This is a genomic window from Streptomyces sp. YS-3 (assembly GCF_045257485.1).
Taxonomy (GTDB): Bacteria; Actinomycetota; Actinomycetes; order Streptomycetales; family Streptomycetaceae; genus Streptomyces.
Genome location: NZ_JBJHPC010000033.1, coordinates 1 through 26,785 on the forward strand (window position 1 = coordinate 1; position 26,785 = coordinate 26,785).

25 protein-coding genes are annotated in these 26,785 nt (G+C 71.1%); 8 read left to right on the plus strand and 17 right to left on the minus strand.

Going from position 1 to position 26,785, the window contains the following annotated elements:
• The 3 genes from ACJA3G_RS05400 to ACJA3G_RS05410 all read right to left on the minus strand — a co-directional run.
• The coding region (locus tag ACJA3G_RS05400; protein WP_406551708.1) for a metal-dependent hydrolase at positions 1 to 551 on the minus strand (551 nt) is incomplete at its 3' end.
• Positions 548 to 2,302: an SDR family oxidoreductase gene (locus ACJA3G_RS05405; protein ID WP_406551728.1), complete on the minus strand. Its 1,755-nt coding sequence runs from the start codon at positions 2,300 to 2,302 to the stop codon at positions 548 to 550. The genes ACJA3G_RS05400 and ACJA3G_RS05405, both read right to left, overlap by 4 nt.
• 26 nt (positions 2,303 to 2,328) lie before the next feature.
• The gene (locus tag ACJA3G_RS05410; protein ID WP_406551709.1) at positions 2,329 to 3,177 is read right to left on the minus strand and encodes a M24 family metallopeptidase; all 849 of its coding nucleotides are present in this window, start codon (positions 3,175 to 3,177) and stop codon (positions 2,329 to 2,331) included.
• Between the two features lie 269 nt (positions 3,178 to 3,446).
• Here ACJA3G_RS05410 and ACJA3G_RS05415 point away from each other — a divergent pair, with 269 nt between their 5' ends.
• The 5 genes from ACJA3G_RS05415 to ACJA3G_RS05435 all read left to right on the plus strand — a co-directional run bounded on the left by ACJA3G_RS05415 (position 3,447) and on the right by ACJA3G_RS05435 (position 7,884).
• Positions 3,447 to 4,493 carry an ABC transporter ATP-binding protein gene (locus ACJA3G_RS05415; protein ID WP_406551729.1) on the plus strand — a complete coding sequence of 349 codons (1,047 nt, stop codon included), beginning with the start codon at positions 3,447 to 3,449 and terminating at the stop codon, positions 4,491 to 4,493.
• 16 nt (positions 4,494 to 4,509) lie between these two features.
• Positions 4,510 to 5,430 carry an ABC transporter permease gene (locus tag ACJA3G_RS05420; RefSeq protein ID WP_406551730.1) on the plus strand — a complete coding sequence of 307 codons (921 nt, stop codon included), beginning with the start codon at positions 4,510 to 4,512 and terminating at the stop codon, positions 5,428 to 5,430.
• Positions 5,427 to 6,338: an ABC transporter ATP-binding protein gene (locus ACJA3G_RS05425; RefSeq protein WP_406551710.1), complete on the plus strand. Its 912-nt coding sequence runs from the start codon at positions 5,427 to 5,429 to the stop codon at positions 6,336 to 6,338. The genes ACJA3G_RS05420 and ACJA3G_RS05425 overlap by 4 nt, the downstream gene beginning before the upstream one ends.
• A 17-nt stretch (positions 6,339 to 6,355) precedes the next feature.
• Positions 6,356 to 7,075 (plus strand): ABC transporter permease, encoded by a 720-nt coding sequence (locus ACJA3G_RS05430; protein WP_406551711.1) that lies wholly within the window; start codon positions 6,356 to 6,358, stop codon positions 7,073 to 7,075.
• A gap of 134 nt (positions 7,076 to 7,209) precedes the next feature.
• Positions 7,210 to 7,884, plus strand: a complete 675-nt coding sequence (locus tag ACJA3G_RS05435) for a rhomboid-like protein (protein WP_406551712.1) — start codon at positions 7,210 to 7,212, stop codon at positions 7,882 to 7,884.
• Between the two features lie 134 nt (positions 7,885 to 8,018).
• Here ACJA3G_RS05435 and ACJA3G_RS05440 read toward each other — a convergent pair whose 3' ends face one another.
• From ACJA3G_RS05440 to ACJA3G_RS05480, 9 genes are all read right to left on the minus strand, one after another.
• A complete protein-coding gene (locus ACJA3G_RS05440) occupies positions 8,019 to 8,840 on the minus strand; it encodes an HAD family hydrolase (protein ID WP_406551713.1) in 822 nt (273 codons plus the stop codon).
• Positions 8,837 to 10,126: a serine--tRNA ligase gene (gene serS / locus ACJA3G_RS05445; RefSeq protein WP_406551714.1), complete on the minus strand. Its 1,290-nt coding sequence runs from the start codon at positions 10,124 to 10,126 to the stop codon at positions 8,837 to 8,839. Before serS ends, ACJA3G_RS05440 begins: the two co-directional genes overlap by 4 nt.
• A gap of 547 nt (positions 10,127 to 10,673) precedes the next feature.
• Positions 10,674 to 11,609, minus strand: a complete 936-nt coding sequence (pheA, locus tag ACJA3G_RS05450; RefSeq protein ID WP_406551715.1) for a prephenate dehydratase — start codon at positions 11,607 to 11,609, stop codon at positions 10,674 to 10,676.
• A 50-nt stretch (positions 11,610 to 11,659) separates the two neighbouring features.
• Positions 11,660 to 12,943: an iron uptake transporter deferrochelatase/peroxidase subunit gene (gene efeB / locus ACJA3G_RS05455; RefSeq protein ID WP_406551716.1), complete on the minus strand. Its 1,284-nt coding sequence runs from the start codon at positions 12,941 to 12,943 to the stop codon at positions 11,660 to 11,662.
• A 23-nt stretch (positions 12,944 to 12,966) separates the two neighbouring features.
• Positions 12,967 to 14,886 carry a copper resistance protein CopC gene (locus ACJA3G_RS05460; RefSeq protein ID WP_406551717.1) on the minus strand — a complete coding sequence of 640 codons (1,920 nt, stop codon included), beginning with the start codon at positions 14,884 to 14,886 and terminating at the stop codon, positions 12,967 to 12,969.
• 22 nt (positions 14,887 to 14,908) lie between these two features.
• On the minus strand, positions 14,909 to 15,367 hold the full coding sequence (locus ACJA3G_RS05465; RefSeq protein WP_406551718.1) for a copper chaperone PCu(A)C: 459 nt from the start codon (positions 15,365 to 15,367) through the stop codon (positions 14,909 to 14,911).
• Positions 15,364 to 16,020, minus strand: coding sequence for an SCO family protein (locus tag ACJA3G_RS05470; RefSeq protein WP_406551719.1), 657 nt, complete (start codon positions 16,018 to 16,020; stop codon positions 15,364 to 15,366). The genes ACJA3G_RS05465 and ACJA3G_RS05470 overlap by 4 nt, the downstream gene beginning before the upstream one ends.
• Positions 16,021 to 16,058: 38 nt before the next feature.
• Positions 16,059 to 16,793: a YcnI family protein gene (locus ACJA3G_RS05475; RefSeq protein ID WP_406551720.1), complete on the minus strand. Its 735-nt coding sequence runs from the start codon at positions 16,791 to 16,793 to the stop codon at positions 16,059 to 16,061.
• Between the two features lie 117 nt (positions 16,794 to 16,910).
• Positions 16,911 to 17,759 carry a hypothetical protein gene (locus tag ACJA3G_RS05480; protein WP_406551721.1) on the minus strand — a complete coding sequence of 283 codons (849 nt, stop codon included), beginning with the start codon at positions 17,757 to 17,759 and terminating at the stop codon, positions 16,911 to 16,913.
• A gap of 251 nt (positions 17,760 to 18,010) precedes the next feature.
• On the opposite strand from ACJA3G_RS05480, the gene ACJA3G_RS05485 reads away from it, so the two are divergent.
• Positions 18,011 to 18,475: an ATP-binding protein gene (locus tag ACJA3G_RS05485; RefSeq protein ID WP_406551722.1), complete on the plus strand. Its 465-nt coding sequence runs from the start codon at positions 18,011 to 18,013 to the stop codon at positions 18,473 to 18,475.
• A 142-nt stretch (positions 18,476 to 18,617) separates the two neighbouring features.
• Here ACJA3G_RS05485 and ACJA3G_RS05490 read toward each other — a convergent pair whose 3' ends face one another.
• Positions 18,618 to 20,084: an aminopeptidase P family protein gene (locus ACJA3G_RS05490; RefSeq protein ID WP_406551723.1), complete on the minus strand. Its 1,467-nt coding sequence runs from the start codon at positions 20,082 to 20,084 to the stop codon at positions 18,618 to 18,620.
• Positions 20,085 to 20,185: 101 nt separating this feature from the next.
• A complete protein-coding gene (locus ACJA3G_RS05495) occupies positions 20,186 to 21,682 on the minus strand; it encodes a PP2C family protein-serine/threonine phosphatase (RefSeq protein ID WP_406551731.1) in 1,497 nt (498 codons plus the stop codon).
• Positions 21,683 to 22,105: 423 nt separating this feature from the next.
• On the opposite strand from ACJA3G_RS05495, the gene ACJA3G_RS05500 reads away from it, so the two are divergent.
• On the plus strand, positions 22,106 to 22,789 hold the full coding sequence (locus ACJA3G_RS05500) for a bifunctional DNA primase/polymerase (protein WP_406551724.1): 684 nt from the start codon (positions 22,106 to 22,108) through the stop codon (positions 22,787 to 22,789).
• Positions 22,790 to 22,981: 192 nt separating this feature from the next.
• Positions 22,982 to 23,632, plus strand: coding sequence for a hypothetical protein (locus ACJA3G_RS05505; RefSeq protein WP_406551725.1), 651 nt, complete (start codon positions 22,982 to 22,984; stop codon positions 23,630 to 23,632).
• Positions 23,633 to 23,850: 218 nt separating this feature from the next.
• On the opposite strand, the gene ACJA3G_RS05510 is transcribed toward ACJA3G_RS05505, so the two are convergent.
• From ACJA3G_RS05510 to ACJA3G_RS05520, 3 genes are all read right to left on the minus strand, one after another.
• Positions 23,851 to 24,849 (minus strand): DUF5926 family protein, encoded by a 999-nt coding sequence (locus ACJA3G_RS05510; protein ID WP_406551726.1) that lies wholly within the window; start codon positions 24,847 to 24,849, stop codon positions 23,851 to 23,853.
• Positions 24,850 to 25,112: 263 nt separating this feature from the next.
• Complete coding sequence (locus ACJA3G_RS05515) at positions 25,113 to 25,748, minus strand: ATP-binding protein (protein ID WP_406551727.1); 636 nt, start codon at positions 25,746 to 25,748, stop codon at positions 25,113 to 25,115.
• Positions 25,749 to 25,920: 172 nt separating this feature from the next.
• Positions 25,921 to 26,748 (minus strand): glycerophosphodiester phosphodiesterase, encoded by an 828-nt coding sequence (locus ACJA3G_RS05520; protein ID WP_406551732.1) that lies wholly within the window; start codon positions 26,746 to 26,748, stop codon positions 25,921 to 25,923.
• Between the last annotated feature and the right edge of the window lie 37 nt (positions 26,749 to 26,785).

Below are 26,785 nucleotides of genomic sequence, written 5' to 3' on the forward strand. Positions count from 1 at the left end.
ACCTCCTCGGCACCGTGCCAGCGCAGCAGGTCGAGCATGACCGGGTCCGAACCGGCCCGGTCGAGGGCCTCGGCGTGCAGCACCCAGTCCCCCAGCACCGCCGTGAACTGCTCGATCGCGGCGACCAGCGAGAGCCGGAAGCGCAACCACTCCGGGGGCGGTATCGGCGCGCCGAAAGGAGGCTGCTCACCGAGGAGGACATCGAAGAGGAACTCGACATGGCGGGTGTAGGGCTCGGTGTCGAGGCGCTGCTCGGCGAGGTGGTCGAGGACATGGGCGTGCTGGACGCTGTGGGTGGCCTCCTGGCCCATGAAGCCCTTGACGTCCTTGAGCAGCACCGGGTCGGTGACCAGCGGCAGGGCTTCCTTGAAGACCTTCACGAACCAGCGCTCGCCCGCCGGAAGGAGCAGATGCAGGACGTTGATGACATGGGTGGCGGTGGGCTCGTCCGGTATCCAGTGCAGAGGGGTCTCGTGCCAGTCGAACGAGACGCGCCGCGGGGTGATCCCGTAGTGCTGCGGGTCCCTGTCCTCCAGGCGCTCCGTGCTCACAGCGGGGGCTCCAGCCGGGCGATCGCGCGCAGGGCGCGGGGCGCGAAGCGGGACAGCAGATGGGCGCCGCGGGCCTCGGGCGTCACCGGCACCACGGCCTGGTTCCGCACCACCGCGCGCAGGATCGCCGTGGCGACCTTCTCCGGCGGATAGTTGCGCAGGCCGTACAGCCGGGCGGACTTCTTCTGGCGGCGCTTCTCCTCGGACTCGTCGGCCCCGGCGAAGCGGGCGGTGGAGGTGATGTTGGTGTTGACGAAGCCGGGGCAGATGGCGCTGACACCGATGCCCTGGCCGGAGAGTTCGGCGCGCAGGCACTCGCTGAGCATCAGCACCGCCGCCTTCGTGGTGGAGTAGGCCGGCAGCGCCTTGGAGGGCTGGTAGGCGGCGGCCGAGGCGGTGTTGACGATATGGCCCCCCTGGCCGCGGTCGGCCATCTGCTTGCCGAAGATCCGGCAGCCGTGGATGACGCCCCACAGATTGACGTCGAGGACCTTCTTCCAGTCCTTGGTGGTGGTGTCGAAGAACGAGCCGGAGAGGCCGATGCCGGCGTTGTTCACCAGGACGTCGACGATGCCGTACTCGGCGGCGACCCGCTCGGCGAGCTTCTCCATCGCCTGCTCGTCGCTGACGTCGACCGTCTCGGCCCAGGCCTCGGGGGCGCCGATGAGCCGGGACATGTCGGCGGTCCGGGCCGCCCCCTCCGCGTCCCGGTCCACGGCGACGATCCTCGCCCCGGCCTCCGCGAACGCGAAGGCGGTGGCCCGGCCGATGCCGCTGGCCGCCCCGGTGACCAGGACCAGCTGCCCGCCGAAGCGGTCCGCGTACGGGCCGGTGGCGACGGTGTCCTTGGCCGGGACGCCGTCCTCGTTGGCGGTGACGAACTCGGTGATCCAGGCGGCCAGCCGGTCGGGGCGGGTGCGCGGGACCCAGTGCTTGGCGGGCAGGGTGCGGCGGACCAGTTGAGGGGCCCACAGCTCCAGGTCGTCGTAGAGCCGCTCGGAGAGGAATGCGTCACCCGTCGGCGTGATCAGCTGCACCGGCACATGCGCGTACGCGTCGGCGCGGGGGCGGCGCAGCCGGGCCCGGATGTTGTCCCGGTAGAGCCAGGCGCCGTGTGCCGCGTCCTGGGAGAGGGAGGCCGTGGGGTAGTCGCCGCAGGGGACCTTCTCCACCCGTTCGAGGATCCTCGGCCACCGCTTGCCGAGCGGGCCGCGCCAGGCGAGCTCGGGGAGCACGGGCGTGTGCAGCATGTACACGTACCAGGACTTGGCTCCCTGGCCGAGGAGCTGGCCGACCCGGCGCGGGGTCGGCCGGGTCATCCGGCTCTTGATCCAGTGGCCGAAGTGGTCGAGGGACGGGCCGGACATCGAGGTGAAGGAGGCGATCCGGCCCTCGGTGCGCTTGACCGTGACGAACTCCCAGGCCTGGACGGACCCCCAGTCGTGGCCGACCAGGTGCACCGGACGGTCCGGGCTCACCGCGTCGGCGACCGCCAGGAAATCGTCGGTGAGCTTCTCCAGAGTGAAGCCGCCGCGCAGCGGGACCGGAGCGGTCGAGCGGCCGTGGCCCCGTACGTCGTACAACACGACGTGGAAGCGCTCGGCCAGCCGGACGGCGACCTGGGACCACACCTCCTTGCTGTCCGGATAGCCGTGGACGAGCACCACGGTCGGCTGCTCCGGGTCGCCGAGTTCGGCGACGCACAGCTCGATCCCTCCCGTGCGCACCCAGCGCTCGCGCGCGCCCTCCATGCCGTTGTCCGCCCGTTCTCCCACGCTCACGCCGCCTTCTCCTCGGCCCAGCGCCGCACATGCGGCAGGTCGTCGTCCAGCCAGAACGCGCTCCGTTCGGGGTCCTTGGAGTCGGTGACGACCAGGATCTCCTCGAACTTCGCGCCCGTACCCCGGAATCCGAGGTGCGGCTCGACCGCCCACAGCCCCGGCCGGGGCGGGTGGTCGGAGAACTTGTAGGGGCTCCACAGCGGCGACCAGCCGTCGCGGTGGCCGTGCAGGGCGTCGCTCGCCAGGCCCTTGAGGGCCTGGGTGCCGAACCCGAAGACGTTCGGCGACCAGCGGCGCTCCTTGACCTGGCCGACCTTGTGGGCGATCACGCCGAACGGATAGGCCCGGTGGCGGTTGGCATAGCCCTGGCGGACCATGAGGCGGTCCACGTCCTCGTAGATCTCGCGCAGTGGCCGCCGTTCGCGGACCTCGCGCAGGATGAGCTCGCGGTGCGCCTCCAGATCGGCGAGGAGCCGGTCGTGCACCGGGTTGAGGCCCAGACAGCCCGAGTAGCCGACGTCGGCCGTGAAGCCCTTGTGGACCGGGGCCATGTCGAGGATGAACGGCATCCCCGCCTCCAGCCGCCGGTTGGTGGGGAAGAACTGGAGCGGGACACGGAAGCTCACGAACGCCGTGCGGTCCCCGAACCAGGCGAACGGCAGATGGAACCAGTCCCGCACCCCGCGCTCGCGCAGCCAGTCCCGCTGCATCCGGGCCGCCTCGCGCTCCGTCACGCCCGGCTTGAGCTGCGCCGCGACGGCCTCCGCGCACTCATAGGCGAGCCGCTGCACTTCCCTGAACCCGTCGAGCCGCGTGTCGGGCCCTGTACTGACCGCCGTTGGCATCGCGCCCACACCCCTGTCGCCGTACGCGTGCGTAACTTGACACTGATGAATGTGACAATGCCCGGCGGCTACGTCAAGGGTTCCGGCCCCGCCTGTGGACGACCGAGGCGTTGTGGACAACCCCGTGACCCGTCCGTCGGCGAGTCCCTGATGTCCGTCCCTCTTGCGTAGGGGGCACCTAGGGGCACGTACCTCTGGAGTCGGACACCGATCCAGCCGCCTGGTCTGACGATCGGTGTGGCCTGCGCCACTACCGTCGAAGTGTGAATGTGATCGCGACCGAAAGCCTGAGCAAGCGGTTCCCCCGGGTGACCGCGCTTGACCGGCTCTCCCTGGACATCGGGCCCGGTGTGACCGGCCTGGTGGGTGCCAACGGAGCCGGCAAGTCGACGTTGATCAAGATCCTCCTGGGCCTCTCCCCGGCCACGGAGGGCACCGCCGCGGTGCTCGGACTCGACGTGGCCACCAGCGGCGGGACGATCCGCGAACGCGTCGGCTACATGCCGGAGCACGACTGCCTGCCGCCCGATGTCTCGGCCACCGAGTTCGTCGTGCACATGGCGCGGATGTCGGGCCTGCCGGTGACCGCCGCCCGCGAGCGCACCGCCGACACCCTGCGCCACGTCGGCCTCTACGAGGAGCGGTACCGGCCGATCGGCGGCTACTCGACCGGTATGAAGCAGCGCGTCAAGCTCGCGCAGGCGCTCGTCCACGACCCCCAGCTGGTCCTGCTGGACGAGCCGACCAACGGCCTCGACCCGGTCGGCCGCGACGAGATGCTCGGTCTGATCCGCCGTATCCACACCGACTTCGGCATCTCCGTCCTGGTCACCTCGCACCTCCTGGGCGAGCTGGAGCGCACCTGCGACCACGTGGTGGTCATCGACGGCGGCAAGCTGCTGCGGTCCAGCTCCACCAGCGACTTCACCCAGACCACCACCACCCTCGCCGTCGAGGTCACCGACTCCGACACCCACCCGGACGGCACCGAGGCCGTGCGCGGCGCGCTCGTCGCGGCCGGTGTCACGCTCCACGCGGGCGTGGAGGAGGGCCTGCCCGGCGCCGGGCACATCCTGCTCGTGGAGGCGGCGGGCGAGGAGACGTACGACGTGGTGCGCGACACCGTCGCCGGGCTCGGCCTCGGGCTCGTCCGGATGGAGCAGCGCCGCCACCACATCGCGGAGGTCTTCAAGACCCCGGCGCAGGCCGCGGCGCCGGCCTCCGAGCGCGCCGCCGCTGTGTTCGATCAGCGGCCTCCCGCCGCGGGGGCGACCGCCGCCGCACAGCAGAACGGAGGCGGCAGCCATGGCAGCTGAGACCGCAGGGACGCGGATGACACAGAACCAGCCGGGCCAGAACCGCTCGGGCCCCAACCAGGCGGCCCAGACCCAGATCCACAACATCGGCTACCGCGGCTACGACGGCGCGCGCCTGGGCCGGGCGTACGCACGGCGCTCGCTCTTCTCGCAGTCGCTGCGCGGGGCGTACGGACTGGGCCGCAGCGCCAAGTCCAAGGTGCTGCCGATGCTGCTCTTCGCGGTGATGTGCCTGCCCGCGGCCATCATGGTCGCGGTCGCCGTCGCCACCAAGGCCAAAGACCTTCCGGTGGACTACACGCGCAACGCGATCCTGATGCAGGCCGTCATCGGCCTGTTCATCGCCGCGCAGGCCCCCCAGACCGTCTCGCGCGACCTGCGCTTCCGGACCGTGCCGCTGTACTTCTCGCGCCCCATCGAGCGCGTGGATTACGTACTGGCCAAGTTCGCGGCCATGGCCTCGGCGCTGTTCATCCTCACGGCGGCGCCGCTCGTCGTTCTCTACGTGGGCGCGCTGCTCGCCAAACTCGACTTCGCGGACCAGACCAAGGGGTTCGCACAAGGACTGGTCTCCGTGGCACTGCTCTCGCTGCTGTTCGCCGGTATCGGCCTGGTGGTCTCGGCGCTCACCCCGCGCCGCGGCTTCGGTGTCGCGGCCGTCATCGCGGTGCTGACCATCTCCTACGGGGCGGTCTCCGCGATCCAGGGTGTCGCCTTCGACCAGCAGTCGACCGGGGCCATCAAGTGGTTCGGGCTCTTCTCCCCCATCACGCTCATCGACGGGGTGCAGACCGCCTTCCTCGGCGCGACCTCGGCCTTCCCGGGCCGCGAGGGACCGGGCGCCGGGGCCGGCGCGGTCTATCTGCTCGTCGTCCTCGCGCTGATCGCCGGCTCCTACGCCGTCCTGATGCGCCGCTACCGGAAGGTCGGGCTGTGACGACCATCGACATCGACCACACGTCCCGCTGGTTCGGCAACGTGGTGGCCGTCAACGACGTCACCATGTCGATCGGCCCCGGCGTGACCGGACTGCTCGGCCCCAACGGCGCCGGGAAGTCCACCCTCATCAACATGATGGGCGGCTTCCTCGCCCCCTCGACGGGAAGCGTGACGCTCGACGGACGCCCCATCTGGCGCAACGAGGAGGTCTACCGGCAGATCGGCATCGTCCCCGAGCGGGAGGCGATGTACGACTTCCTGACCGGGCGCGAATTCGTCGTCGCCAACGCCGAACTGCACGGGCTGGGGGCGAAGGAGGCCCAGCGGGCGCTCGCCACGGTCGAGATGGAGTACGCGCAGGACCGCAAGATCCAGACGTACAGCAAGGGCATGCGCCAGCGCGTGAAGATGGCGTCCGCGCTGGTCCACGAGCCGTCGGTGCTGCTGCTCGACGAGCCGTTCAACGGCATGGACCCGCGCCAGCGCATGCAGCTGATGGACCTGCTGCGGCGGATGGGCGCCGAGGGCCGTACCGTCCTGTTCTCCTCGCACATCCTTGAGGAGGTCGAGCAGCTCGCCGCGCACATCGAGGTGATCGTGGCCGGGCGGCACGCGGCGAGCGGTGACTTCCGCAAGATCCGCCGGCTGATGACCGACCGGCCGCACCGCTATCTGATCCGCTCCAGCGACGACCGCGCGCTCGCCGCCGCGCTGATCGCCGACCCCTCGACGGCCGGGATCGAGGTCGACCTGAAGGAGGGCGCGCTGCGCGTCCAGGCCGTCGACTTCGGGCGGTTCACGACCCTGCTCCCGCAGGTCGCGAAGGCGCACGGCATCCGTCTGCTGACGGTCTCACCGTCCGACGAGTCGCTCGAATCCGTCTTCTCCTACCTCGTAGCGGCCTGAAAGGAGCTGTGAGCGTCATGTACAACCCCACAGTCGCCCGGCTCACCTACCGGGCCCTGCTCGGCCGCCGCCGGGCCGCCATCCTCTGCGTGCTGCCGGTGCTGCTGATCGTCATCGCGGCGGCGGTACGGTCCTTCAGCGGCGCCGACGACCAGGTCGCCGCCAACCTCCTGGGCGGCTTCGCGCTGGCCACCATGGTCCCGTTGATCGGCGTCATCGCGGGCACCGGAGCCATCGGGCCGGAGATCGACGACGGCTCGATCGTCTATCTGCTGGCCAAGCCGGTGAAACGGCCGACGATCATCTTCACCAAACTGATCGTGGCGATCGCGGTGACCATGGTCTTCTCGGCCGTCCCCACCTTCATCGCCGGAATGATCCTCAACGGCAACGGCCAGCAGATAGCCGTCGCCTACACGGTCGCGGCCCTGGTCGCCTCGATCGCGTACGCCGCGGTCTTCCTGCTCCTGGGCACGGTCACCCGGCACGCGGTGGTCTTCGGCCTGGTCTACGCGCTGGTCTGGGAGAGCCTGTTCGGCAACCTGGTCCCGGGCGCGCGCACGCTCAGCGTCCAGCAGTGGTCGCTCGCCCTCGCCGAGCGGATCGGCACGAACGGCTTCATCACCTCGGACGTGGGGCTGCCCGCCGCGGTCGTCCTGCTGAGCGCGGTCACGGTCCTGGCGACCTGGTACGCGGGCCAGAAGCTGCGGACGCTGAAGCTCGCCGGGGAGGAGTGAGCCGCGGCAGCGGCTGAGGTCCGGGCGCCGCCCGGCCGGACAGGACCCCGCGGGTCTCCGGCCGGGCGCCGCCCGTTCGTCCACCCGCTCCGCCGCCCGTGCCCTCCCCGGCCGCTTCGGGCCATCATCGAGGGATGACGACGCTTCGCGGTCCGGGCACGCGACGGCCCCCCGAGCCGGCCCGGCCGGTGCGGGCCTGGGTGCGCTCCTCACCGGGGACGCACATCTGGCTGCTGGTCATCGCGCTCACCAGCATCGTCATCGAGCTGTCCAGCCGGGACCTTGAGCGCTATCTCCTCCACCGCAACAGCAGCAACATCCACGAGCTCACCAAGCACCCCGCCCAGTCGCTGTTCACCAGCGCCTTCTGGATCGAGAACCCGTCCTCGTTCCTGCTGTACCTGGTCCTCTTCGAGCTCGTGCACGCGCCCGTGGAGCGCTGGATCGGCACGGTGCGGTGGGTGCTCGTGGTCGCGGGCGCGCATGTCGCGGCCACGCTGGTCAGCCAGGAGGTGGTGCTGTGGAGCATCCGCAACCACGAGGTGCCCAAGCGGATGGTGCATGTCGTGGACATCGGGGTCAGCTACGGGCTCGCCGCCTCGGCGGGGCTGCTGGTGTACCGGCTGCCGCGGCCGTGGCGGTGGCTCTACCTCGTGTGCGTGGTCGCGTTCTTCGGCGTCCCGCTGCTGACCGGGGGCACCTTCACGGACATCGGGCACGCCGTCTCGCTGGCCATCGGGCTGGCCTGCTGGCCGCTGACCAGAGGTAAATCGCTGGCTTCGAACGGACGTGCGGTGCACAGTGGTTGAGGGCCCCAGGGCGACCGCTTCGAGCGCGCCACGGCGCGGGTCACCTTGGGGTACGGGGATCGGTAAGGGGCGTCCACCCATGGCGGACGCCCCTTACACCGGTCCGAGACACTTGCCGAGACACCTGCCCGGGCTCACAGACCCAGCAACTGCTCCAGCACCACGGCGATCCCGTCGTCGTCATTCGACGCCGTGATCTCGTGGGCGACGGCCTTCAGCTCGTCGTGGGCGTTGGCCATGGCCACCCCGTGCTCGGCCCAGGCGAACATCGGGATGTCGTTGGGCATGTCGCCGAACGCGATGGTGTCCGTCTTGCGGCAGCCGAGCCGGCGCGCCGCCAGCGACAGTCCCGTCGCCTTGCTCAGGCCCAGCGGAAGCAGCTCCACCACGCCCTCACCCGCCATGACCACGTCGACCAGGCTGCCGACGACCTGGCGGGCGATCCGCGCCAGATCGTCGTCGCCGAGCTCCGGGTGCTGGATGTAGACCTTGTTCAGCGGCGCCGACCACAACTCGCCGACCTGGTCGAAGGCGACGACCGGCAGCGGCCCCTCGTGGACCCGGTAGCCGGGGCCGACCAGCACCTCGCCGTCGAGCCCGTCCCGGCTCGCGGCCAGCGCCAGCGGTCCCACCTCGGCCTCTATCTTCGACAGCGCGAGCCCGGCCAGCTGGCGGTCCAGCGTCACCGAGGTGAGCAGCCGGTGTTCGCCCGCGTGGTAGACCTGCGCGCCCTGGCCGCACACCGCGAGGCCCCGGTAGTCCAGGTCGTCCAGGATGTGCCGGGTCCACGGCACCGCGCGGCCGGTCACCACGATGTGGGCCGCGCCCGCCGCGGTGGCCGCGGCGAGCGCCTCACGGGTGCGCTGGGAGACCGTCCCGTCGGAGCGCAGCAGCGTCCCGTCCAGATCGGTCGCGATCAGCTTGTACTGCAGGGGCTTTCCCGGGACGGTACTCACTTGGCGAGGGGCTCCAGCACCTCGCGGCCACCCAGGTACGGGCGGAGCACGGCCGGGACCCGCACCGAGCCGTCGGCCTGCTGGTGGTTCTCCAGGATCGCCACGATCGTGCGCGGCACCGCGCAGAGCGTGCCGTTCAGCGTGGCCAGCGGCTGGACCTTGCTCTTGCCGTCGCTGTTGTCGCGCATCCGCACGGACAGCCGGCGGGCCTGGAAGCCGTCGCAGTTGGAGGCCGAGGTCAGCTCGCGGTACTTGCCCTGGGTGGGGATCCACGCCTCGCAGTCGTACTTGCGCGAGGCCGAGGCGCCGAGGTCACCGGTGGCCACGTCGATCACCTGGAAGGGCAGTTCGAGGCCGGTCAGCCACTGCTTCTCCCAGTCCAGGAGCCGCTTGTGCTCGTTCTCGGCGTCCTCGGGGTGGACGTACGAGAACATCTCGACCTTGTCGAACTGGTGGACGCGGAAGATGCCCCGGGTGTCCTTGCCGTACGTACCGGCCTCGCGGCGGAAGCACGGCGAGAAGCCCGCGTAGCGCAGCGGCAGCTTCTCCGCGTCGATGATCTCGTCCATGTGGTACGCGGCGAGCGGGACCTCGGAGGTGCCGACCAGGTAGTAGTCGTCCTTCTCCAGGTGGTACACGTTCTCCGCGGCCTGGCCGAGGAAGCCGGTGCCCTCCATGGCGCGCGGGCGGACCAGCGCGGGGGTGAGCATCGGGATGAAGCCGGCCTCGGTGGCCTGTGCGATCGCCGCGTTGACGAGGGCGAGCTCCAGGAGCGCGCCGACACCCGTCAGGTAGTAGAAGCGCGAGCCGGAGACCTTGGCGCCGCGCTCGACGTCGATGGCGCCGAGCGCCTCGCCGAGTTCGAGGTGGTCGCGGGGGGCGAAGCCCTCGGCCGCGAAGTCGCGGATGGTGCCGTGCGTCTCCAGGACGACGAAGTCCTCCTCGCCGCCGACCGGCACGTCCTGGTGGACGATGTTGCCGAGCTGGAGCAGGAGCTGCTTGGCCGCCTCGTCCGCCTCGTTCTGCTCGGCCTCGGCGCTCTTGACGTCGGTCTTGAGCTGCTCGGCCTTCTGCAGGAGCTCGGCGCGCTCCTCGGGGGAGGCCTTGGGGATGAGCTTGCCGAGCGCCTTCTGCTCGGAGCGCAGCTCGTCGAAGCGGACGCCGGACGACTTGCGCCGCTCGTCGGCTGAGAGCAGGGCGTCGACGAGCGCGACGTCCTCTCCACGGGCGCGCTGGGAGGCGCGAACACGGTCGGGGTCCTCACGGAGCAGGCGAAGGTCAATCACCCCTCAAGGCTACCGGTGCGGATCCCTGGCACCCCACCGGATATCCCCGCCACACCCGTTCCGCGTGTCGGTTTGCCCGAATTGACCGTATTGGGAAATCTGATGGAGAAATTCAGGGGGGCGTCAATAAAGCTCGCCCTTTTCCCTGAAAAGGGGTGCTTTCCGGACTTCGGTTGACCGGATTCCCTTGCCTCCCAAGGAACTTGTCCACAGCGGCGTGGGGGCCGGAAAAGTTATCCACAGGCTGTGGGGAGTCGCTGTGGATCAGCGGCAAAGATCTCTTCCCCGCCGGTGAGGGGCCAAGGATTCCCCGTTCGATCCTTCTCCACACACTCTTTCGGGTGGGAATTGCTCGCTCTAAAGAGTTGATCAATGGAATTGGGGTGACATCGCCCGCCCTGGACTTCTGTGGACGGATGAGTCATCGCTAGAGGTATTTGTCGACTCTGTCCGGTTGCGTTGTCGACTTACCCACAGGTCGAGAAGACAGCCTGTGGATAACTCTGTGGACAGTGAAAATCAGCAGGTAGGACCGGCCGGGCAGGGCTCAGGCCCGGCCGTCCTGGCTGCGCGCCAGCCACTCCGCCGCCGCCACGAACTCGGCGTCCGAGGTCCCCGGCCGCAGGGTCCGCACCTTGTCCACGGCCACCCCCGCGCGCGGGTAGGACCCGAGGAAGCGCACCTTCGGGCAGATCCGCTTCAGCCCCATCAGCGCCTCACCCACGCGCCGGTCCGAGATATGACCCTCGGCGTCCACCGCGAAGCAGTAGTTGCCGATGCCCGCGCCGGTCGGCCGGGACTGGATGAGCATCAGGTTGACCCCGCGTACGGCGAACTCCTGGAGCAGTTCGAGCAGCGCGCCCGGACGGTCGTCGCCCAGCCAGATCACCACCGACGTCTTGTCCGCCCCGGTCGGCGCCGCGGGCCGGGCCGGGCGGCCCACCAGGACGAACCGGGTCTCGGCGTTCTCCGCGTCGTGGATCTCGGTGACCAGCGGCTCCAGACCGTACGTCGCGGCGGCGAACTCGCCCGCGAACGCCGCGTCGAACCGGCCCTCCTGGACCAGGCGGGCGCCGTCCGCGTTGGAGGCGGCCGACTCCCACAGCGCCTCGGGCAGATGCGTGCGCAGCCAGTTGCGCACCTGCGGCTGGGCCACCGGGTGCCCGGTCACCGTCTTGATGTCGGACAGCTTCGTCCCCGGCCGCACCAGCAGCGCGAACGCGATCGGCAGCAGCACCTCGCGGTAGATCATCAGCGGCTCGCCCGAGGCCAGCTCGTCCAGGGTCGCGGTGACCCCGCCCTCCACCGAGTTCTCGATCGGCACGAGCGCGGCGGCGGCCTCCCCGTTGCGCACCGCGTCGAGCGCGGCGGGCACGGACACCATCGGGACCAGCTCACGGGTCGCCGCCTCCGGCAGCGTGCGCAGGGCGGCCTCGGTGAAGGTGCCTTCGGGACCCAGATAGGTGTATCGCGTGGCGGACATACTCGTCACCCTAATGGCCCGCCGTCACCGGTGAGGGCCCTCCGATGAGGTCAGGACTCCAGCAGCAGCTGGCCCACGTACTCGCCCGCGCGCGGGCCGCCGGGCACCGCGAACAGGCCGCTCGCCTCGTGCCGGATGAACGCCGACAGCGCGTCGCCCCGGTCGAGCTTGCGCTGTACGGGGACGAAGCCGCGCAGCGGATCGGCCTGCCAGGCGATGAACAGCAGGCCCGCGTCCGGTACGCCGTCCGCCGAGATCCCGTCGTGGTACGAGAAGGCGCGCCGCAGCATCGCCGCGCCGCCGTTCTGCTCCGGGGCGGAGATACGGGCGTGCGCGTTGTCCGGGATGACGAGCTTGCCGTCCGGGCCGAACTTGTCGAGCTGCATCGCGGTGGTCTCGGTACCCCCCGAAAGAGGGGCGCCGTCCGCCTTCCTGCGGCCGATCACCTGCTCCTGCTGGGCGAGCGGCACCTTCTCCCAGTCGTCGAGCAGCATCCTGATCCGGCGCACCACCGCGTACGAGCCGTTCGCCATCCAGGCCGGCTTGCCGCTGTCCGGGACGAAGATCCGCTTCTCGAAGTCCGGGTCGGAGGGCTTCGGGTTGCCGGTGCCGTCGATCTGGCCCATCAGATTGCGGGCCGTCATCGGCTTCGCCGTGGCGCCCGGCGTCCGGTTGAAGCCGTTCATCTGCCAGCGCACCCGGGCCGCCGCGCCCGCGTCCTTCTGGAGCGCGCGCAGGGCGTGGAAGGCCACCAGGGCGTCGTCCGCGCCGATCTGCACCCACAGATCGCCGTTGGAGCGCTTGGCGTCCAGCCGGTCGGAGGAGAAGTCCGGCAGCGGGTCCAGCTCGGCCGGGCGCTGCGCCACCAGGCCCGTACGGTCGAAGAAGGTACGGCCGAAGCCGAAGGTGACCGTGAGCGAGGAAGGGCCGGCGTCCAGCGCGATCCCGGTGTCGGCGCCCGTCGCCTCGCCCGCCATCAGCGCCTTCGCCGTCGCCGACCAGCGCCGCAGCAGCGCCGCCGCCTCCTTGCGTCCGGCGCCGGGGGCGAGGTCGAAGGCGATCAGATGGCCGCACGCCTGAACCGGAGTGGCGATCCCCGCTTGATGTTTCACGTGAAACGCGACCTCGGCGGCACCGACCGAGGACAGCGCGGGGCCCTGCGACCCGTCCGACTCGACCGCGGCGTGGACGAGCGCGCCGCCCGTGGCGCCCAGCGCGACACCGGCCGCACCCGCCGCGCCCACCGTGCCGAGCAGGCGCCGGCGGGTCATCTCGGCGGGAGCGTCGGTGCTCCGGACGCGGTCGTCGATCTGGTCCGACACGGAGTCGGTCATGTGGTCGGTCATGTGTTCCGTACTCAGCCGATCTTGATGTTCTTGTCGACGGTGACCTGGTCGATGTCGGAGGTCCGCACGGTCACGGACACCTTCCAGTCGCCCGCCATCGGGAGCTGCACAGCGCTCGCGCTCCAGTGTCCCCGGGTGATGCGCTCGGGCGCGACGGGCAGTGGGCCGATCGCCTTGGCCGTGAGGGTGAACGCGACCTTCACCTCGGCCGCGTCCAGCGGCTTGGCCTCGGCGTCGTCCGTCCACACATGCAGCTCGTTGGCACCGGTGCGGCCCGGGTCCAGGGTGAGGCGGACCGTGCCCTTGCCGTTCCTGCCACCGGTGTCGAAGGGGATACGGACGCTGATCGGCCGGTCGGGCACGGCCACCTGGGTCGTCGTCTGGGCGGCGGCAGCGGCCTCCTGCGTCCGCCCCGGCTCGGTCGACGACAGGATCGTCGCCACGGCGAGCACTGCCACCGCGACCCCGGCCTCGGTGAGCACCGAGCGCCGCAGCCCCGAGCGCTGCGGGTCGGCGTCGCGGATGCGCTTCTCGCGCGCCACCGTGATGGCCGCCCGCTGACGGGCCAGCTGCTGGGCGCGCTTGCGGTCGGCCGGGCCCGTGGCGTCGTCCGGCACGCTGACCGGCTCGGGCTCCTCGGCGGACCCGGCCAGCTCCTCGACGACCGTGGCCGCCTCGGCCTCGGGGGCCGCGTGCTCGGTGAGCTGCCCGGTCCAGCGGCGCGAGACGTACGCGGCGGACAGCAGTACCGCGATCAGCCCGCCCTTGACGAGCAGCAGCTGGCCGTAGCCGGTCCCGGTCAGCGCGGACCAGGAGCCGACCTGCCGCCACGCCTGGTAGAGGCCGGTCGCCACCAGGACGCACACGCTCCAGAACGCGATCCGGGAGAACCGCCGGACCGCCGACCGCTCCACCGCGGGCGTCAGGTGCAGCGCCACAAGGAGGGTCGCGAGCCCGCCCAGCCAGGTCGCCATGGACAGCAGGTGCACCACCGCGACGGGCATCGCCAGCGCGGTCTGGATGCCGGTCGAGGCGTGCTCGGCGAGCGCCCAGGTGGCGGCGATGCCGGCGGCCACCACGAACCCGCCGACGGCGAGCCCGAAGGTCAGGTCCTTCTTCTCCTCGTCCTCGCGCTTGGCGAAGGCCCCGAACAGTACGGAGATGAAGAGCGCGGCGGCGCTCAGCAGCAGCAGCCGGGAGCTGAGCGCGGCACCCGACTTGGTCTGCAGGACCGCCTTGAGCCCGTCGAGGTCGAAGGCGTCCGAGAGCTGCCCGGAGCCGGTATAGGGGGTGCGCAGGAGCAGCAGCGCGATGGTGGCGGCGGTCATCGTCAGCCAGCCGCCGACGACGAGGCGCTGCACCGGGCGCACCGAGGCGCCGCGCTGCCAGCAGGCGAGGACGAAGGCGCCGCCGCCGGTGAAGAGGATGAAACCGGCGTACGCGGCGTAGCGCATGGTGTCGTACAGCGCGCCCACCAGACCGCCGCCGACGTCCGGGGAGGACAGCGAGACGCTGGTCGCGGAGGGGGCGCCGATGGAGAACGTGAAGGCGCCCGCGACCGGATGACTGTCCGCCGAGACGGCCTGCCAGGCCACCGTGTAGGTGCCCTTGGGCACTCCTTCGCGCAGGGTCACTCCGTACTTCACGACGGAGCCGCTGCACAGGTTGAGCAGTTCGCCGGTGTCGGCGCGCTTGCCGGTCGGGTCGAGGACCCGGATGGACTTGTCGTCCATGGCGACCTGCTCGGAGAACGTGATGTCGACGTCCTTGGGGGCGGTGGCGACCACCGACCCGTCCTTCGGGTTGGTCGCGGTGACCGCGGCGTGCGCCGAGGCGGGGGCCGCGGTCGCGAACACCGCGCCGAGCAGGGCGGCGGCTACGAGCATCAGCCGGGCCAGGGCGGTTCCGAAGCGTGGGGCGGTGGCCGTCATCGTCTGTTCAGTCCCTCATCCCTCAGTGGTGCTTCGGGTTGTAGGTGGTTTCCTTGACCGGCAGTTCGGCCTTGACCAGGCCGGCCTTCTCGAAGTGCAGCTCGATGGAGACCTTCTCGCCCTGCTTCGGCTTCTTCTTCAGACCCATGAACATGATGTGGCTGCCACCGCGTTCGAGGTCCAGCTCGCCGCCGGCCGGGATGTCGAAGGACTTCACCTCCCGCATCTTCTGGTTCTTCGTCTCGTGGATCGTGACGTCGTCGGCGAGGGGGCTGGTGACCTTGGTGAGCTTGTCGGCGGCCTTGCCCTCGTTCTTCACGACGAGGAAGCCGCCGGCCATGTCCGCGTTGACCGGCTCGGGCATGAACGCCTGGCCGATCTTCAGCTCGGGCTCGGCGTCGGAACTGCTCGACGAGCAGCCCGCCAGCGCGAGGCCCGCGGTCAGGGCTGTCGCGGCGGCGAGGGTGGTGCGGCGGTTCACGGGTTCTCTCCAAGAATGATCTTCGGCAGGTCCTTGGTGTAGTCCTCCGCGGTGGCGGTGTCGCCGTACAGGACGTACCCCTGGTCGGTCTTCGGCGAGAAGGCGATGACCTGGGCGCCGTGCATGGACACGACCTTCCCGTCCTTGTCCTTCGTCGCCGGGTCGATACCGATGCCGATCGAGCGGGCCCCGGCCTGGATGGTCGGGAAGTCACCGGTCAGACCGATGAACGACGGGTCCTGCGCCTTGAGCCACTTGCCGAGGGAGTCGGGGGTGTCCCGCTCGGGGTCGGTGGTCACGAAGACGACCTGGAGCTTGTCCTGGTCGGCCTTGGGCAGGCGCTTCTTGGCGATGGCGATGTTGCTCATCGTCAGCGGGCACACGTCGGGGCAGTTGGTGTAGCCGAAGTAGATGAGGGTCGGCCTGCCCTTGGTCCGCTCACGGAAGTCGAACTTCTTGCCCTGGGTGTCGGTCAGGACGAAGTCCGGCTTGGTGAACGGCCGGTCGAGCACGGTGCCGGCCTTGTTGCTGGTGTCGGCGGAGACATCGGTGACGGGGCTCTTGGCCTTGTCGTCGCTGCCGCCGCACGCGGTCAGGGTGAGCGCCGCCGCCACCGCGAACGCGATGGCGGACGGCACGTACTTGGTGCGCATGGGGGAAGTTTCCGGTCGCAGGGAGGGGCCTGGGGGGATTAAGCGGCCCGGCGGCGCACCGCGAACGCGGCGAAGGCCACCCCGAGCACGCCGATGGCGATGCCCACGATGCCCAGGGCGCGCGCGGTGCTGTCGCTGTCCTTGGAGTCCGAGGAGGCCTCGGCCTTCTTGTCGTCGTGCCCGGCCATGTCGTCCTTCTTGTCGTCGGACGCGGGCGCGGCACCGCCGTGGTGGTCGGCGGAGGCGGCGGAGAGCGTGAGCACCGGCGCCGGGTTCGCCGGCTCCTCGGCGCCCTGCTTCTGCTCCTCGATCCAGCGGACGGCCTCGCCGTTGCTGTACGTCTGGACGGCCTTGAAGACGAGCTTGTCGGTGTCGGTGGGCAGCGGGCCGACGGAGAGCGGGAACTTCTGGAAGTAGCCGGACTCGATCTTGCCGCCGCTCCAGGTCACCTTGGTGACGGCCTCGTTGATCTGCTTGCCGTGCACGGTCAGCGGCTTGTCGAGCTTGGACTTGGTGACCTCGACGGTCCAGCCCGGCAGCGCCTCGGGCTGCACGGACGCCAGCGGGTGGTCGGCCGGGAAGCTGACCTCCAGCTTCACGGTCTGGGCGTTGTCGCGCTCGTTGGGCACCTTGAAGTCGACGACGGCGTAGCCGCCCTTCGAGGCCGCGCCCTCGGGCTGCACGCTGACGTGCGCGAAGGCCGGACCGGCCAGCATCAGTACGGACGAGGCGGCGACGGCACCGGCGACGGCGACACGGCGGGAGACGTTCATGGCTGGGACACTCCAGTCAGCAGGAAGGTGGGTGACGACGGTCCGGGGCGCGGATGCGCGCGGACCTCGCGGACCACTCCTGGGACGGGTGTCGTCTCCGTGACGAAGTGGGCCGCGTCAGACTGCGAGGGCGTACGCCGAGGGCGGCCCGCGCCTGATCACCGAGTGCTGGAGTGCCTCCCCGGCCGGCGGCAGGGGGGCGGCGAGACGGTCCGGCGCAAGGGCGGGGCCGTGGCCGGGAGCCCCGGGCAGACCGGCCAGCAGAGCCCGTACGAAGGCGACCGCGGCGCGCAGCGAGCGGACGCAGGCCCCTTCGGCCGCCGCGGTGGCGGCCTGGGCGGAGAGCCGGGCCAGAGCGAAGAGCGCGGCCTCGCCGCGCCGCAGCAGCCAGCCCGTCAGCAGCGCGGCCAGCAGATGACCGAGCAGCATGGGGAGCGAGGGGAGCAGTCCGGCCAGGACGCCGTGCGTCGCGACAGAACCGGTCATCCCGGGCATTTGGGTCATGCCCGTCATGGAGTCGTGCGGGGTGGGGGCGGCGCCCGAAGGCGGGCGCAGGCCCGCCTCGGTGACGATCCGTCGCGCGTCCGAGGCCGTCAGCCGGGCCGTCGCGGCCGGGCCGCAGACCAGCTTGGCGGCGAGCCGCAGCAGGGAGACGTCCCCGGTGGGACCCGCGCCGGAGACGGCGGCCGTGTGCTGGCCGACGCCGAACAGCGAGTGCAGGGCGAGCTGTCCGGCGGCCAGGGCGCCCGCGATGGACGGCAGCGCGCGCTCCCGGCCGGCGAGCGACGCGGCGACCGCGAAGACCCCGAGGAACCCGGCGAGCAGCGTCCACCAGGGGACGGTCGCGCAGGCGGCCAGGGAGTGCCCGAGCGCGGACAGCACGACGCAGACCGCGGCGAAGAGCGCGGCCCTCAGCAGCCGGAGACCGGCGCCTGCGTCGGTGTGTCGGGCGTGTCGGGCAGACATGGCGGGGCCATCATCGCACCAGCCCTGTCCGCCCCGTACGGCAGGTCCACAAGGTGCCGTATTCCTGTGATGATCACATCCGTCCCCGGGTGTCCGGAAACCGGACGGGTGAGCGAGTGCCGCGTCCATACACCGGCGACGGGAGCGCACACATCCGCCGAATGAGCGCTATCCCGTCAAGTCCGTGCTTACGGAGCGGGGGTTGCGGCAATACGTAGGGGTATGTCGAGCCGCAACCAGGAGGCCGGAGCATGAGCATCTGGTGGTCACTCCATTTGCGGCGCGAGGCCGCGAGCGTCCCGCTCGCACGTCGTCTACTGCTCGGCACCATGGAGACCGCGGGCGTCGATCCGGACATCTCCTACGACCTCTCGGTCGCACTCGGCGAAGCGTGTGCGAACGCGGTCGAACATGGAGGGGACGAAGGATCCGGCACCTCGGCGGCGTACCGGGTGACCGCGTATCTGGATGGCGAGAAATGCCGTATCGAGGTCGCCGACTCGGGGCCGGGCTTTCCCGTACGACGAGGCCGTCGCACCGCAGCACGGATGAACAGCACGTTGGGCGCCACCATGGCGGAGCACGGCAGAGGGCTCTGCCTGATCGAACAGCTCGCCGACCACGTCCACTTCGGCAACCGGCCGGGCAGAGGCGCCGTGGTGAGCTTCGACAAGATCCTGAAATGGCGTGAAGGTGCCCTCCTCCACGCCTCGTGAGCTCGCCCCGGCGGCGGTGGACGCGGAACGGCCGCTCCCCGCGCACGGGGAGCGGCCGGTTGAGCCGCGACACGCACGTATACGCAGGACCGGCGCGGGAGCGCGCTCGCGCGTACTACGTACGTAGTAGGGCTCCGGGCGGTCAGCCCTGCTTGACGCGGGCCATCCACGCCTCGACCTCGTCGGACCGGCGGGGCAGCGAGGCGGACAGGTTCTCGTTGCCGTCCTCGGTCACGAGGATGTCGTCCTCGATCCGCACGCCGATGCCCCGGTACTCCTCGGGCACGGTCAGGTCGTCGGCCTGGAAGTACAGCCCCGGCTCGACGGTCAGGCACATACCGGGCTCCAGGTCGCCCGCGACGTACGTCTCGGTGCGCGCGGCGGCGCAGTCGTGGACGTCCATCCCGAGCATGTGGCCGGTGCCGTGCAGGGTCCAGCGGCGCTGGAGACCGAGCTCCAGGACCTTCTCCACGTCCAGGTCACCGCACAGGCCCCACTCGACGAGCTTCTCGGCCAGGACGCGCTGGGCGGCGTCGTGGAAGGCGCGGTAGGGGGCGCCCGGCCTGACCGCGGCGATACCGGCCTCCTGGGCCTCGTACACCGCGTCGTAGATCTTCCGCTGGAGCGGCGAGAACGTGCCGTTGATCGGCAGCGTGCGCGTCACGTCGGCGGTGTACAGCTCGTTGGTCTCGACACCGGCGTCGAGCAGGAGCAGCTCGCCCGCGCGCACGGCGCCGTCGTTGCGCACCCAGTGCAGGGTGGTGGCGTGCGGCCCGGCCGCGCAGATCGAGCCGTAGCCGATGTCGTTGCCCTCGACGCGAGCGCGCAGGAAGAACGTTCCCTCGATGTAGCGCTCGCTGGTCGCCTCGGCCTTGTCGAGCACCTTGACGACGTCCTCGAAGCCGCGCGCGGTGGCCTCGCAGGCCTTGCGCAGCTCGGCGACCTCGAAGGCGTCCTTCACCAGGCGCGCCTCCGACAGGTACACCCGCAGTTCCTCGTCGCGCTCGGCGGTGACCTTGTCGGCGAGCGCCGCCTCGATGCCGGCGTCGTGGCCGCGGACGGCGCGGACCGGGCCGGTGGCCTCCTTGAGCGCGGCGGCCAGCTCGCGCACGTCCTTGGCCGGGATGCCGAGCAGCTGCTCGGCCTCGCTCAGCGAGTGGCGCCGGCCCACCCACAGCTCGCCCTGGCCGTCCAGCCAGAACTCCCCGTTCTCCCGGTCGGAGCGCGGCAGCAGATAGACGGTCGCCTCGTGCCCGTCGCCCCTGGGCTCCAGGACCAGCACACCGTCCTGGGTCTGGTCGCCGGTGAGGTACGCGTATTCGGTGGAGGCCCGGAAGCTGTACTCGGTGTCGTTCGAGCGGGTCTTCAGGTTGCCCGCGGGGATCACCAGGCGCTCGCCGGGGAAGCGCGCGGACAGCGCGGTGCGGCGGTCGGCGGTGTGCGCGGCCTGGGCGATCGGCTCCAGTCCGTGGAGCTCGGTGTCGGCCCAGCCGGACTTCATGTTCTCGGCCAGCTCGTCGGACACGCCCGGGTACAGGCCGTTCTTGCGCTGCTTGATCGGCTGCTCTTCCGACTCTTCCGGGGTCTCCGGGGTGAGCTGCTCGGCCACGGTCTGCCTCCACTTAGTACGACATTGGACCTCCGTCCATCGTACGGGCGGGTGGAAAAGGGTCCAGGGCCCTAGGACCTGTTACACCCCGTAGGCGACCGCTACGCGAACCGGGCCGCGAGCAGCACCACGTCCTCGGCGCCGCCCGAGGCGTCGAGCCCGTCCGGCAGCACGGTCCGCAGCACATGGTCGGCGATTGCGCCCGGGTCCTCGCGGGCGGCCCTGGGGACGCTCGCGGCGGCGGCGTGGAGGCGGGCGAAGGCCCGGTCCATCGGGTCGCCGGTGCGGTGGAGCAGCCCGTCGGTGTACAGCAGCACCGTTTCTCCGGGCGCGGGCTCGATCTCCACGCTCGGTGCCTCCCAGCACGCGAGCATCCCCAGCGGCGCGGAGAGCGAGGTCTCCACGTACTCGGTACGGCGCTCGCCGACGATCAGCGGCGGTGTGTGTCCGGCCCCGGCGAGCACGATCTTGCGGCGCGCGGGCTCGCAGTACGCGAAGAGGGCGGTCGCCGAGCGGGCCGGCTCGGTCAGCCGCAGCAGCAGTTCCAGGTCGGAGAGGACGGCGACCGGGTCCTCGCCCTCCATCACCGCGTACGCCCGCAGGCTGGCCCGCAGCCCGCCCATGGCGGCGACGGCGCTCGGACCGGACCCGGTGACGGAGCCGACCGCGAGGCCGAGCGCGCCCTCGGGCAGCGCCAGCGCGTCGTACCAGTCGCCGCCGCCGTGCGGCCCGGTGCGGTGGCGGGCGGCGAGCTGCACCCGGGTCACCCGGGGGAGCCTGCTGGGCAGCAGCTCCTCGGTGACGGTGGCGAGCCGGGTGCGCGCGCGGTCCAGCTCGACCAGCCGGTCGACGTGCTCGGCGGCCTGGCCCAGATAGAGCCCGATGAGATGGCGACGGCGCTCGGCCGGCTCGGCGGGCTCGTCGTAGAGCCACACCACCGCGCCGAGGCGGACGCCCGCGTCGGTGGTGAGGGGGAGCGTGTAACTGGCCGCGTAGCCGAGCCGGGCGGCCACCTCGCGATGGCGCGGGTCGGGGCCGCCGCCCGCCTCGCCGACCAGGTCCGAGCCGCCGTCGGCGCCGGGGAGACCGTCGAGGATCCTGCCGTACGGAGTGGCGCTGCGCGGGACGGTCTCGATGTGACCGAGGTCGGCGTGGGCGAGACCGAGACCGGTGGTGACGGCCGGGCCGAGTCCGTCGGCGGGCTCCAGGACGACCAGGCCGCGGCGTGCGCCGACCAGCGCGGCACCGGCGCGCAGCAGTTCGTCGAGGGCGTCGTCGAGCAGCGAGGTGCGGGCGAGGCGCTCGGTCAGCTCGTGCAGCGTGGTCAGGTCGGAGACCCACCCGGCCAGCCGGTCCTGGATCACTGCGCCAGGGGCTGCGGTGGTGACGGGGGCGGATGTGGGCAGAGGCGCGGGAGTGTGCGCGGGAGGCGGAACTGATGGATCGATTCCAGCCACTTTCGGCAGGTGCGGGGCGCTCATGGCAGTCGGCTTTCCGACCGGTCGGTTTCGCTCAATAGCATCGCAAACCCCCATGTCAATCTGCGCCGCCATCAATGCATCCAGATGTACACGCACAAGTAAGGGGATGTCCAGCATTGTCATGGCGAGATTATTGGTGTCCAGGGGGTGTTCAACTTGGCGGAAAATTGCCCCCCATGGCCCATCTCTGGGGTCGACTGAGGGCGTTCAAGAGCGCGTCATATCGAGCGGGTTGGGTACGTACTCGGTGATGGCCAGGGGCAGTTGACGGTGTCCCGGAACCTGCCGGCGGGCCAGGGCGTCTTAGCAACCGACGGCCGCGCCCCCTCCCCGAGTGGCGGGGTTTTTTGCACAAGGGACGGCAAGCGCCACGCGCACGCCACCCCTCGCCATGCTTTTAATGGTCACAGCCCCCGCTCGGTCCTGACGGGTTACCCGTACCGCAGGCTCGCAGAGCTCAAAGATCATGTACGCGCAGTGAAGTGATGCACACATGGTGTGATGTGGACCTCGGCGTTCAACGGAAAGGAACGAGCGCTCATGCGCGAGATCCTCGGAAGGCGACGCAGGCTCCGGTTCCGGCGCAGTGAAACGGCTGCTCGGCTTGGCGCCGCGCTGACCTGCGCGACCGAGTGGAAATGGCCCGTACTCCCAGGTGTGGGACTCACGACGGCCAAAGGCCGCGGCGACCGGGCCCGCGGCTGTGCCTGTCCCGACCCCGATTGCGCCGTCCCGGGGGCGCACCCCTTCGACCCCGGTCTCCTGGCGGCCTCGACCGACGAACGTCTGGTGCGCTGGTGGTGGACCAACCGCCCGGCCGCACCGGTGCTCCTCGCCACGGGCGGCACGGCGCCGTGCGCGGTGAGCCTCCCGGCCGTCGCCGGGGCGCGGGCGCTCTCCGTCTTCGACGAGATGGGCATCCGGCTCGGCCCGGTGGTGGCGACACCCACCCGGTGGTCGCTGCTGGTCGCTCCTTACTCGCTGGAACGGCTGGGTGACCTCCTCTACTCCAAGGACTGGGTGCCCAGTTCACTCCGCTTCCACGGAGAGGGCGGATATCTGGTGCTGCCCCCGTCCGAGACGGGCAAGGGGCAGGTGCGCTGGGAGCGGGCCCCGCTGCCGGGGTCGGCGAGGCCCTGGCTGCCGGATGTGGAGGCGGTGGTGGACGCGCTGGTCACGGCGGCGACCAGCGCACCGGACGGCGGGTCCCGGCTCGCGTACTGAGCCGGTCGCCCGGTCCCCGTACCAGGACAGCGAACAGGACGGCCGCCGAGTTCCCGTCGGGACCCGGTGTCACTCGTTCGGGTGCGAGAGCGCCCCAGATGTACGGGAAACGGGCGTGCGGGCGACCGGGCGCCCGCTTTCCGTCGCTATCTTCGGCCCACCGCAGGAATTACATGGGATGGGTGGGCCGCCGTGAACCTCCGCATGATCGGTATCGGGGCCGTGGTGGTGTTCGCGGTGCTGCTGCCGCTGGCGGCTTCGGCCGGTCCGGTCGAAGAGCCGGAACCGGCGGGCGCCGGGTCGGCGGGCGGCGATCCCGCCCCGTCCGACGCCACCCATGCCGATCCCCGCGTCCGGGACGAGACGGCGCCCGGCTCCACGGGTTCCGATTCCGAGTCCGGCGCCGGTCCGAGGTCCGTGCCGGAGGATGCGAAACAGGCGCCCCACGCGCGCGTGGCGGGCGGCCCCGCCGAGCCGGCCGCCCACTGCGGGCCGGAACTCGTCTCGCCCGACGGCATCGAGGCGCAGACCTGTGTGCTGACCGAGGCGCGCGACGCCTGGGCCCGCACCTACTACCGCAACGCCACGGGCGGACGGTTGCGCTCAGTGCTCACCCTGATGGGCCCGGGCGGCCACACCGTACAGATGAACTGTCCGGTCGGTACGGGAGATCAGCCGGAAGTATGCGAGACCCCGAGGGAGCCGGCGAGGGGAAAACCTGGCGCGTACTCGGCGGTCGCGGAGTTCGCCGGAACAAGTGAGGACGCGCCTCTTCTGCTGCGCTCCGGGTCCAATGCGCCCGACGGCGGGGCGGTCAACTCGGCGGGGGCCGCGGCTCGTTGAGCGACAGAAGGCCACGTGGGCGCGGGCGGCGAACCGGAAGAGGAAATGGAAGGGCCCGGTCGCTGGCGACGGGGGATGCACCAGCGACCGGGCTCTTAGAACGGTAACAAGAGATCTGTCATTCGCAAATTCGATCTCGGTTATTCGGACACCGATTTATCTGCGACTACCGGGAGTTGTGACGCGAGTCACCCGCCCCGTGACAGAAACCGTCACGCTCAGCTCAGGGTCACCTGGCGGTTGGTGAGGCCGCCCCGAGCCCGGCGCTCCTCCGGGGTGAGCGGAGCCTCGTCCGCCAGCGCCGCCGCCAGCCGCTCGGCGAACGCGGCGGCCGGCTTCTCGCACTCCTCCGCCGTCATCACGCTCGGCAGGTCCCAGACCGGAACCGTCAGACCGTGTGCGCGGAAGGAGCCCACCAGCCGGGTGCCCTCGCCGAGCGAGGAGGTGCCGGCCGCGTGCAGCCGGGCGAGCGCGTCCAGAAGACGCTCCTCCGGGTGCGGCATGACCCACCGCAGGTGGTTCTTCTCCGGCGTCTCGCACCAGTAGGACGAGTCGACCGACGTGAGCCGTACGGTCGGGATCGCGGCGGCGTTGGCGCGCTCCAGGGAGGCGGTCACCTCGGGGGTGGCGTTCTCCGTGCCTTCTTCGTCCCGCACCCAGAACTCGAAGCCGCTGTGCACGGCGGGCTCGAACGCGGCGGCCGGGTCCAGCAGGTCCTGGAGCCGGGGGCCCTGCGGGTCGACGCGCTGGGCGGCGACCGGCGTACCCGGCTCCGCCGTCAACGCGCGCGTGAGCGTGTCCGCGAGGTCGCGGCTGATGTCGCCGGACGGCGTGTCGTTCTGCAGGCCGAGCAGCACCGAGCCGTCGTCGCGGCGCAGCGCGGGCCACGCCATGGGCAGCACGGTCGCGAGCGTCACCGACGGCACGCCCTCGGGCAGCCCGTCCTTCAGGGTGAGTTCGACGGTCGCGGCCGGCACCAGCTCGCGCAGCGCGACCCAGTCGCACTCGCCCGTCAGGCCCTCGAACGGGCGCTGGACCAGCTCGGTCACGGCGTGCGAGGCGGCCCGGCCGTGGCAGGCCTTGTAGCGGCGGCCGGAGCCGCACGGGCAGGGCTCGCGGGCTCCGACGACCGGAACCTCGACATCAGTGCCTGCGGCGCCGGCCCCGTTCTTGCGCTGTGGCGCTGCGGCCTTCGTCTGGGGGCGCTTCTTGGCCATGGTGTGGCTCTCCCGACTGCGGTGGTGCGGTGTCGCTGTGTCGGGCGCGAGCCTAGTCGTACCGGTCGGGATACGGCGTACGGCTCGGTGCAAGTCGCGGGGAGCGGTGCGGGAGCGGCGTGCGAGCGGCGTGCGAGCGGTGTGGGGATCAGGGAACCCCGTACGGCTCCGTCCCGGTCCGGATCGCCCACGGGGCCCGGGAACTTCCCCCCGATCCAGCCACCGGACGACGGTGCTCGACCCGCCCCCCTCGGCCGGACTGCTCAGTCCAGTTCGTCGAAGACGTCCGCGAACTCCAGGCTCGGCAGCGCCACGCGCGCGACGAAGTCCTCCGGGGAGGGACCGCGACTGGTGTCGCACCCCTGCACACGGTCGTACCCGGCGGTGATGATCACCCACACGGTGACCTCGCCGGACGCGCTGTCGCGTACGCCCCAGTCCTGGGCGAGCGCGCTGATGATGTTCAGACCGCGGCCCCCACGCGCGGTGACGGAAGGCGTGGCCGGAATCGGACGGGTCGGTCCGCCGCCGTCGGTCACCTCGACCGTCAGCCGCCCCGCCTTGTCGACCTGCCAGGCGGCCCGGACGTCCCCGTCGCCCACGTCCGCGCGCCCCAGCGGTCTGCCGTGCCGGCAGGCGTTGCTGAGCAGTTCGGAAAGGACCAGAACGGCATCGTCCACGACCGGCTCGGACACTCCGCTGCCGAGCAGCTGCTCGCGCATCCGGTGTCGTGCCTTGCCCACGCCCGCAGGGCCGTGGGGCACGGCCATGCTCGACGACGTGGGCACCTCCTGTGCCACCACCAACGCCACCCCCGAGACCTCCTTCACCCCACGCCACGGTGTGAATGCCCCAATGGACTGGACCGGAAACCGGCCAACCGGCGTCCGGTGACGCACTCGTCACGCCCGAACACGGACCGAACGCGCCGGTGCACTCCCTGTCACCGGTATGACTGATGACACGGGTGGGGAGGCAGGCCACGGAAGTGGCGCTTCCAGAAGCCTCAGTGACCTCAGCAGCCTCATCGGCCTCCGGGAACTCCGGCGACTGTCTCAGAGGCTCAGAGGCTCAGAGGCGGCCCAACTGGTGCAGCACCTGCTTCGGACGGTTGGTGATGATGGCCTCGACCCCGAGGCGTACGCACAGTTCGACGTCCTCCGGGTCGTTCACCGTCCAGACGTGGACCTGGTGGCCGGCCGCGTGCAACCGGTCGATGTAGCCCGGGTGGTTGCGGACGATCCGCATCCCGGGACCCGCGATCCGCGCGCCCGCGGGCAGCCGTCCGTCGCGCAGCCGGGGTGACAGGAACTGCATCAGGTAGACGGTCGGGATGTCCGGCGAGGCGGCGGCGACACGGTGCAGGGAGCGCGCGGAGAAGCTCATGATCCGTACCGGCGAGGTCTCGCCGTCGGGCGGCGGGTCCGCCAGCCCGAACCGCTTGAGCAGGTGGAGCAGCCGCTCCTCGACCTGCCCGGCCCAGCGGGTGGGGTGCTTGGTCTCGATGGCCAGCTCGACGCGCCGGCCGGCGTCCGCGACCAGCGAGAGGAGCCGTTCCAGGGTCAGGACGGAGGTGAAGGACGGGTCGCCCCAGTCCGGGCTCTCCTCGCTGTCCTTCCAGGAGCCGAAGTCGAGGGCCGAGAGCTCGGAGAGCTCCAGCGCGGAGACGGCACCGCGGCCGTTGGAGGTCCGGTTGACGCGGCGGTCGTGGACGCAGACGAGATGGCCGTCGGCGGTGAGCCGGACGTCGCACTCAAGGGCGTCCGCGCCGTCCTCGATCGCCTTCATGTACGCGGCGAGGGTGTGCTCGGGCGCGTCCTCGGAGGCGCCGCGGTGGGCGACCACCTGGATCGAGGCCCGGTGGGGCGTATGACTGTCGTGCTGCCGTGCTTGGGTCACCGCGTCATCGTGCCACTGCGGCGGGGTGCGGGGGCGG

Bases quoted from the DNA above. Each gene is read 5' to 3' on its own strand.
- ACJA3G_RS05405 (WP_406551728.1), bottom strand. From the start codon at position 2,302: ATGGAGGGCGCGCGCGAGCGCTGGGTGCGCACGGGAGGGATCGAGCTG.
- ACJA3G_RS05410 (WP_406551709.1), bottom strand. From the start codon at position 3,177: ATGCCAACGGCGGTCAGTACAGGGCCCGACACGCGGCTCGACGGGTTC.
- ACJA3G_RS05420 (WP_406551730.1), top strand. From the start codon at position 4,510: ATGACACAGAACCAGCCGGGCCAGAACCGCTCGGGCCCCAACCAGGCG.
- ACJA3G_RS05430 (WP_406551711.1), top strand. From the start codon at position 6,356: ATGTACAACCCCACAGTCGCCCGGCTCACCTACCGGGCCCTGCTCGGC.
- ACJA3G_RS05435 (WP_406551712.1), top strand. From the start codon at position 7,210: ATGACGACGCTTCGCGGTCCGGGCACGCGACGGCCCCCCGAGCCGGCC.
- pheA (WP_406551715.1), bottom strand. From the start codon at position 11,609: ATGTCCGCCACGCGATACACCTATCTGGGTCCCGAAGGCACCTTCACC.
- efeB (WP_406551716.1), bottom strand. From the start codon at position 12,943: ATGACCGACTCCGTGTCGGACCAGATCGACGACCGCGTCCGGAGCACC.
- ACJA3G_RS05460 (WP_406551717.1), bottom strand. From the start codon at position 14,886: ATGACGGCCACCGCCCCACGCTTCGGAACCGCCCTGGCCCGGCTGATG.
- ACJA3G_RS05470 (WP_406551719.1), bottom strand. From the start codon at position 16,020: ATGCGCACCAAGTACGTGCCGTCCGCCATCGCGTTCGCGGTGGCGGCG.
- ACJA3G_RS05475 (WP_406551720.1), bottom strand. From the start codon at position 16,793: ATGAACGTCTCCCGCCGTGTCGCCGTCGCCGGTGCCGTCGCCGCCTCG.
- ACJA3G_RS05480 (WP_406551721.1), bottom strand. From the start codon at position 17,759: ATGTCTGCCCGACACGCCCGACACACCGACGCAGGCGCCGGTCTCCGG.
- ACJA3G_RS05485 (WP_406551722.1), top strand. From the start codon at position 18,011: ATGAGCATCTGGTGGTCACTCCATTTGCGGCGCGAGGCCGCGAGCGTC.
- ACJA3G_RS05495 (WP_406551731.1), bottom strand. From the start codon at position 21,682: ATGCTGGACATCCCCTTACTTGTGCGTGTACATCTGGATGCATTGATG.
- ACJA3G_RS05500 (WP_406551724.1), top strand. From the start codon at position 22,106: ATGCGCGAGATCCTCGGAAGGCGACGCAGGCTCCGGTTCCGGCGCAGT.
- ACJA3G_RS05510 (WP_406551726.1), bottom strand. From the start codon at position 24,849: ATGGCCAAGAAGCGCCCCCAGACGAAGGCCGCAGCGCCACAGCGCAAG.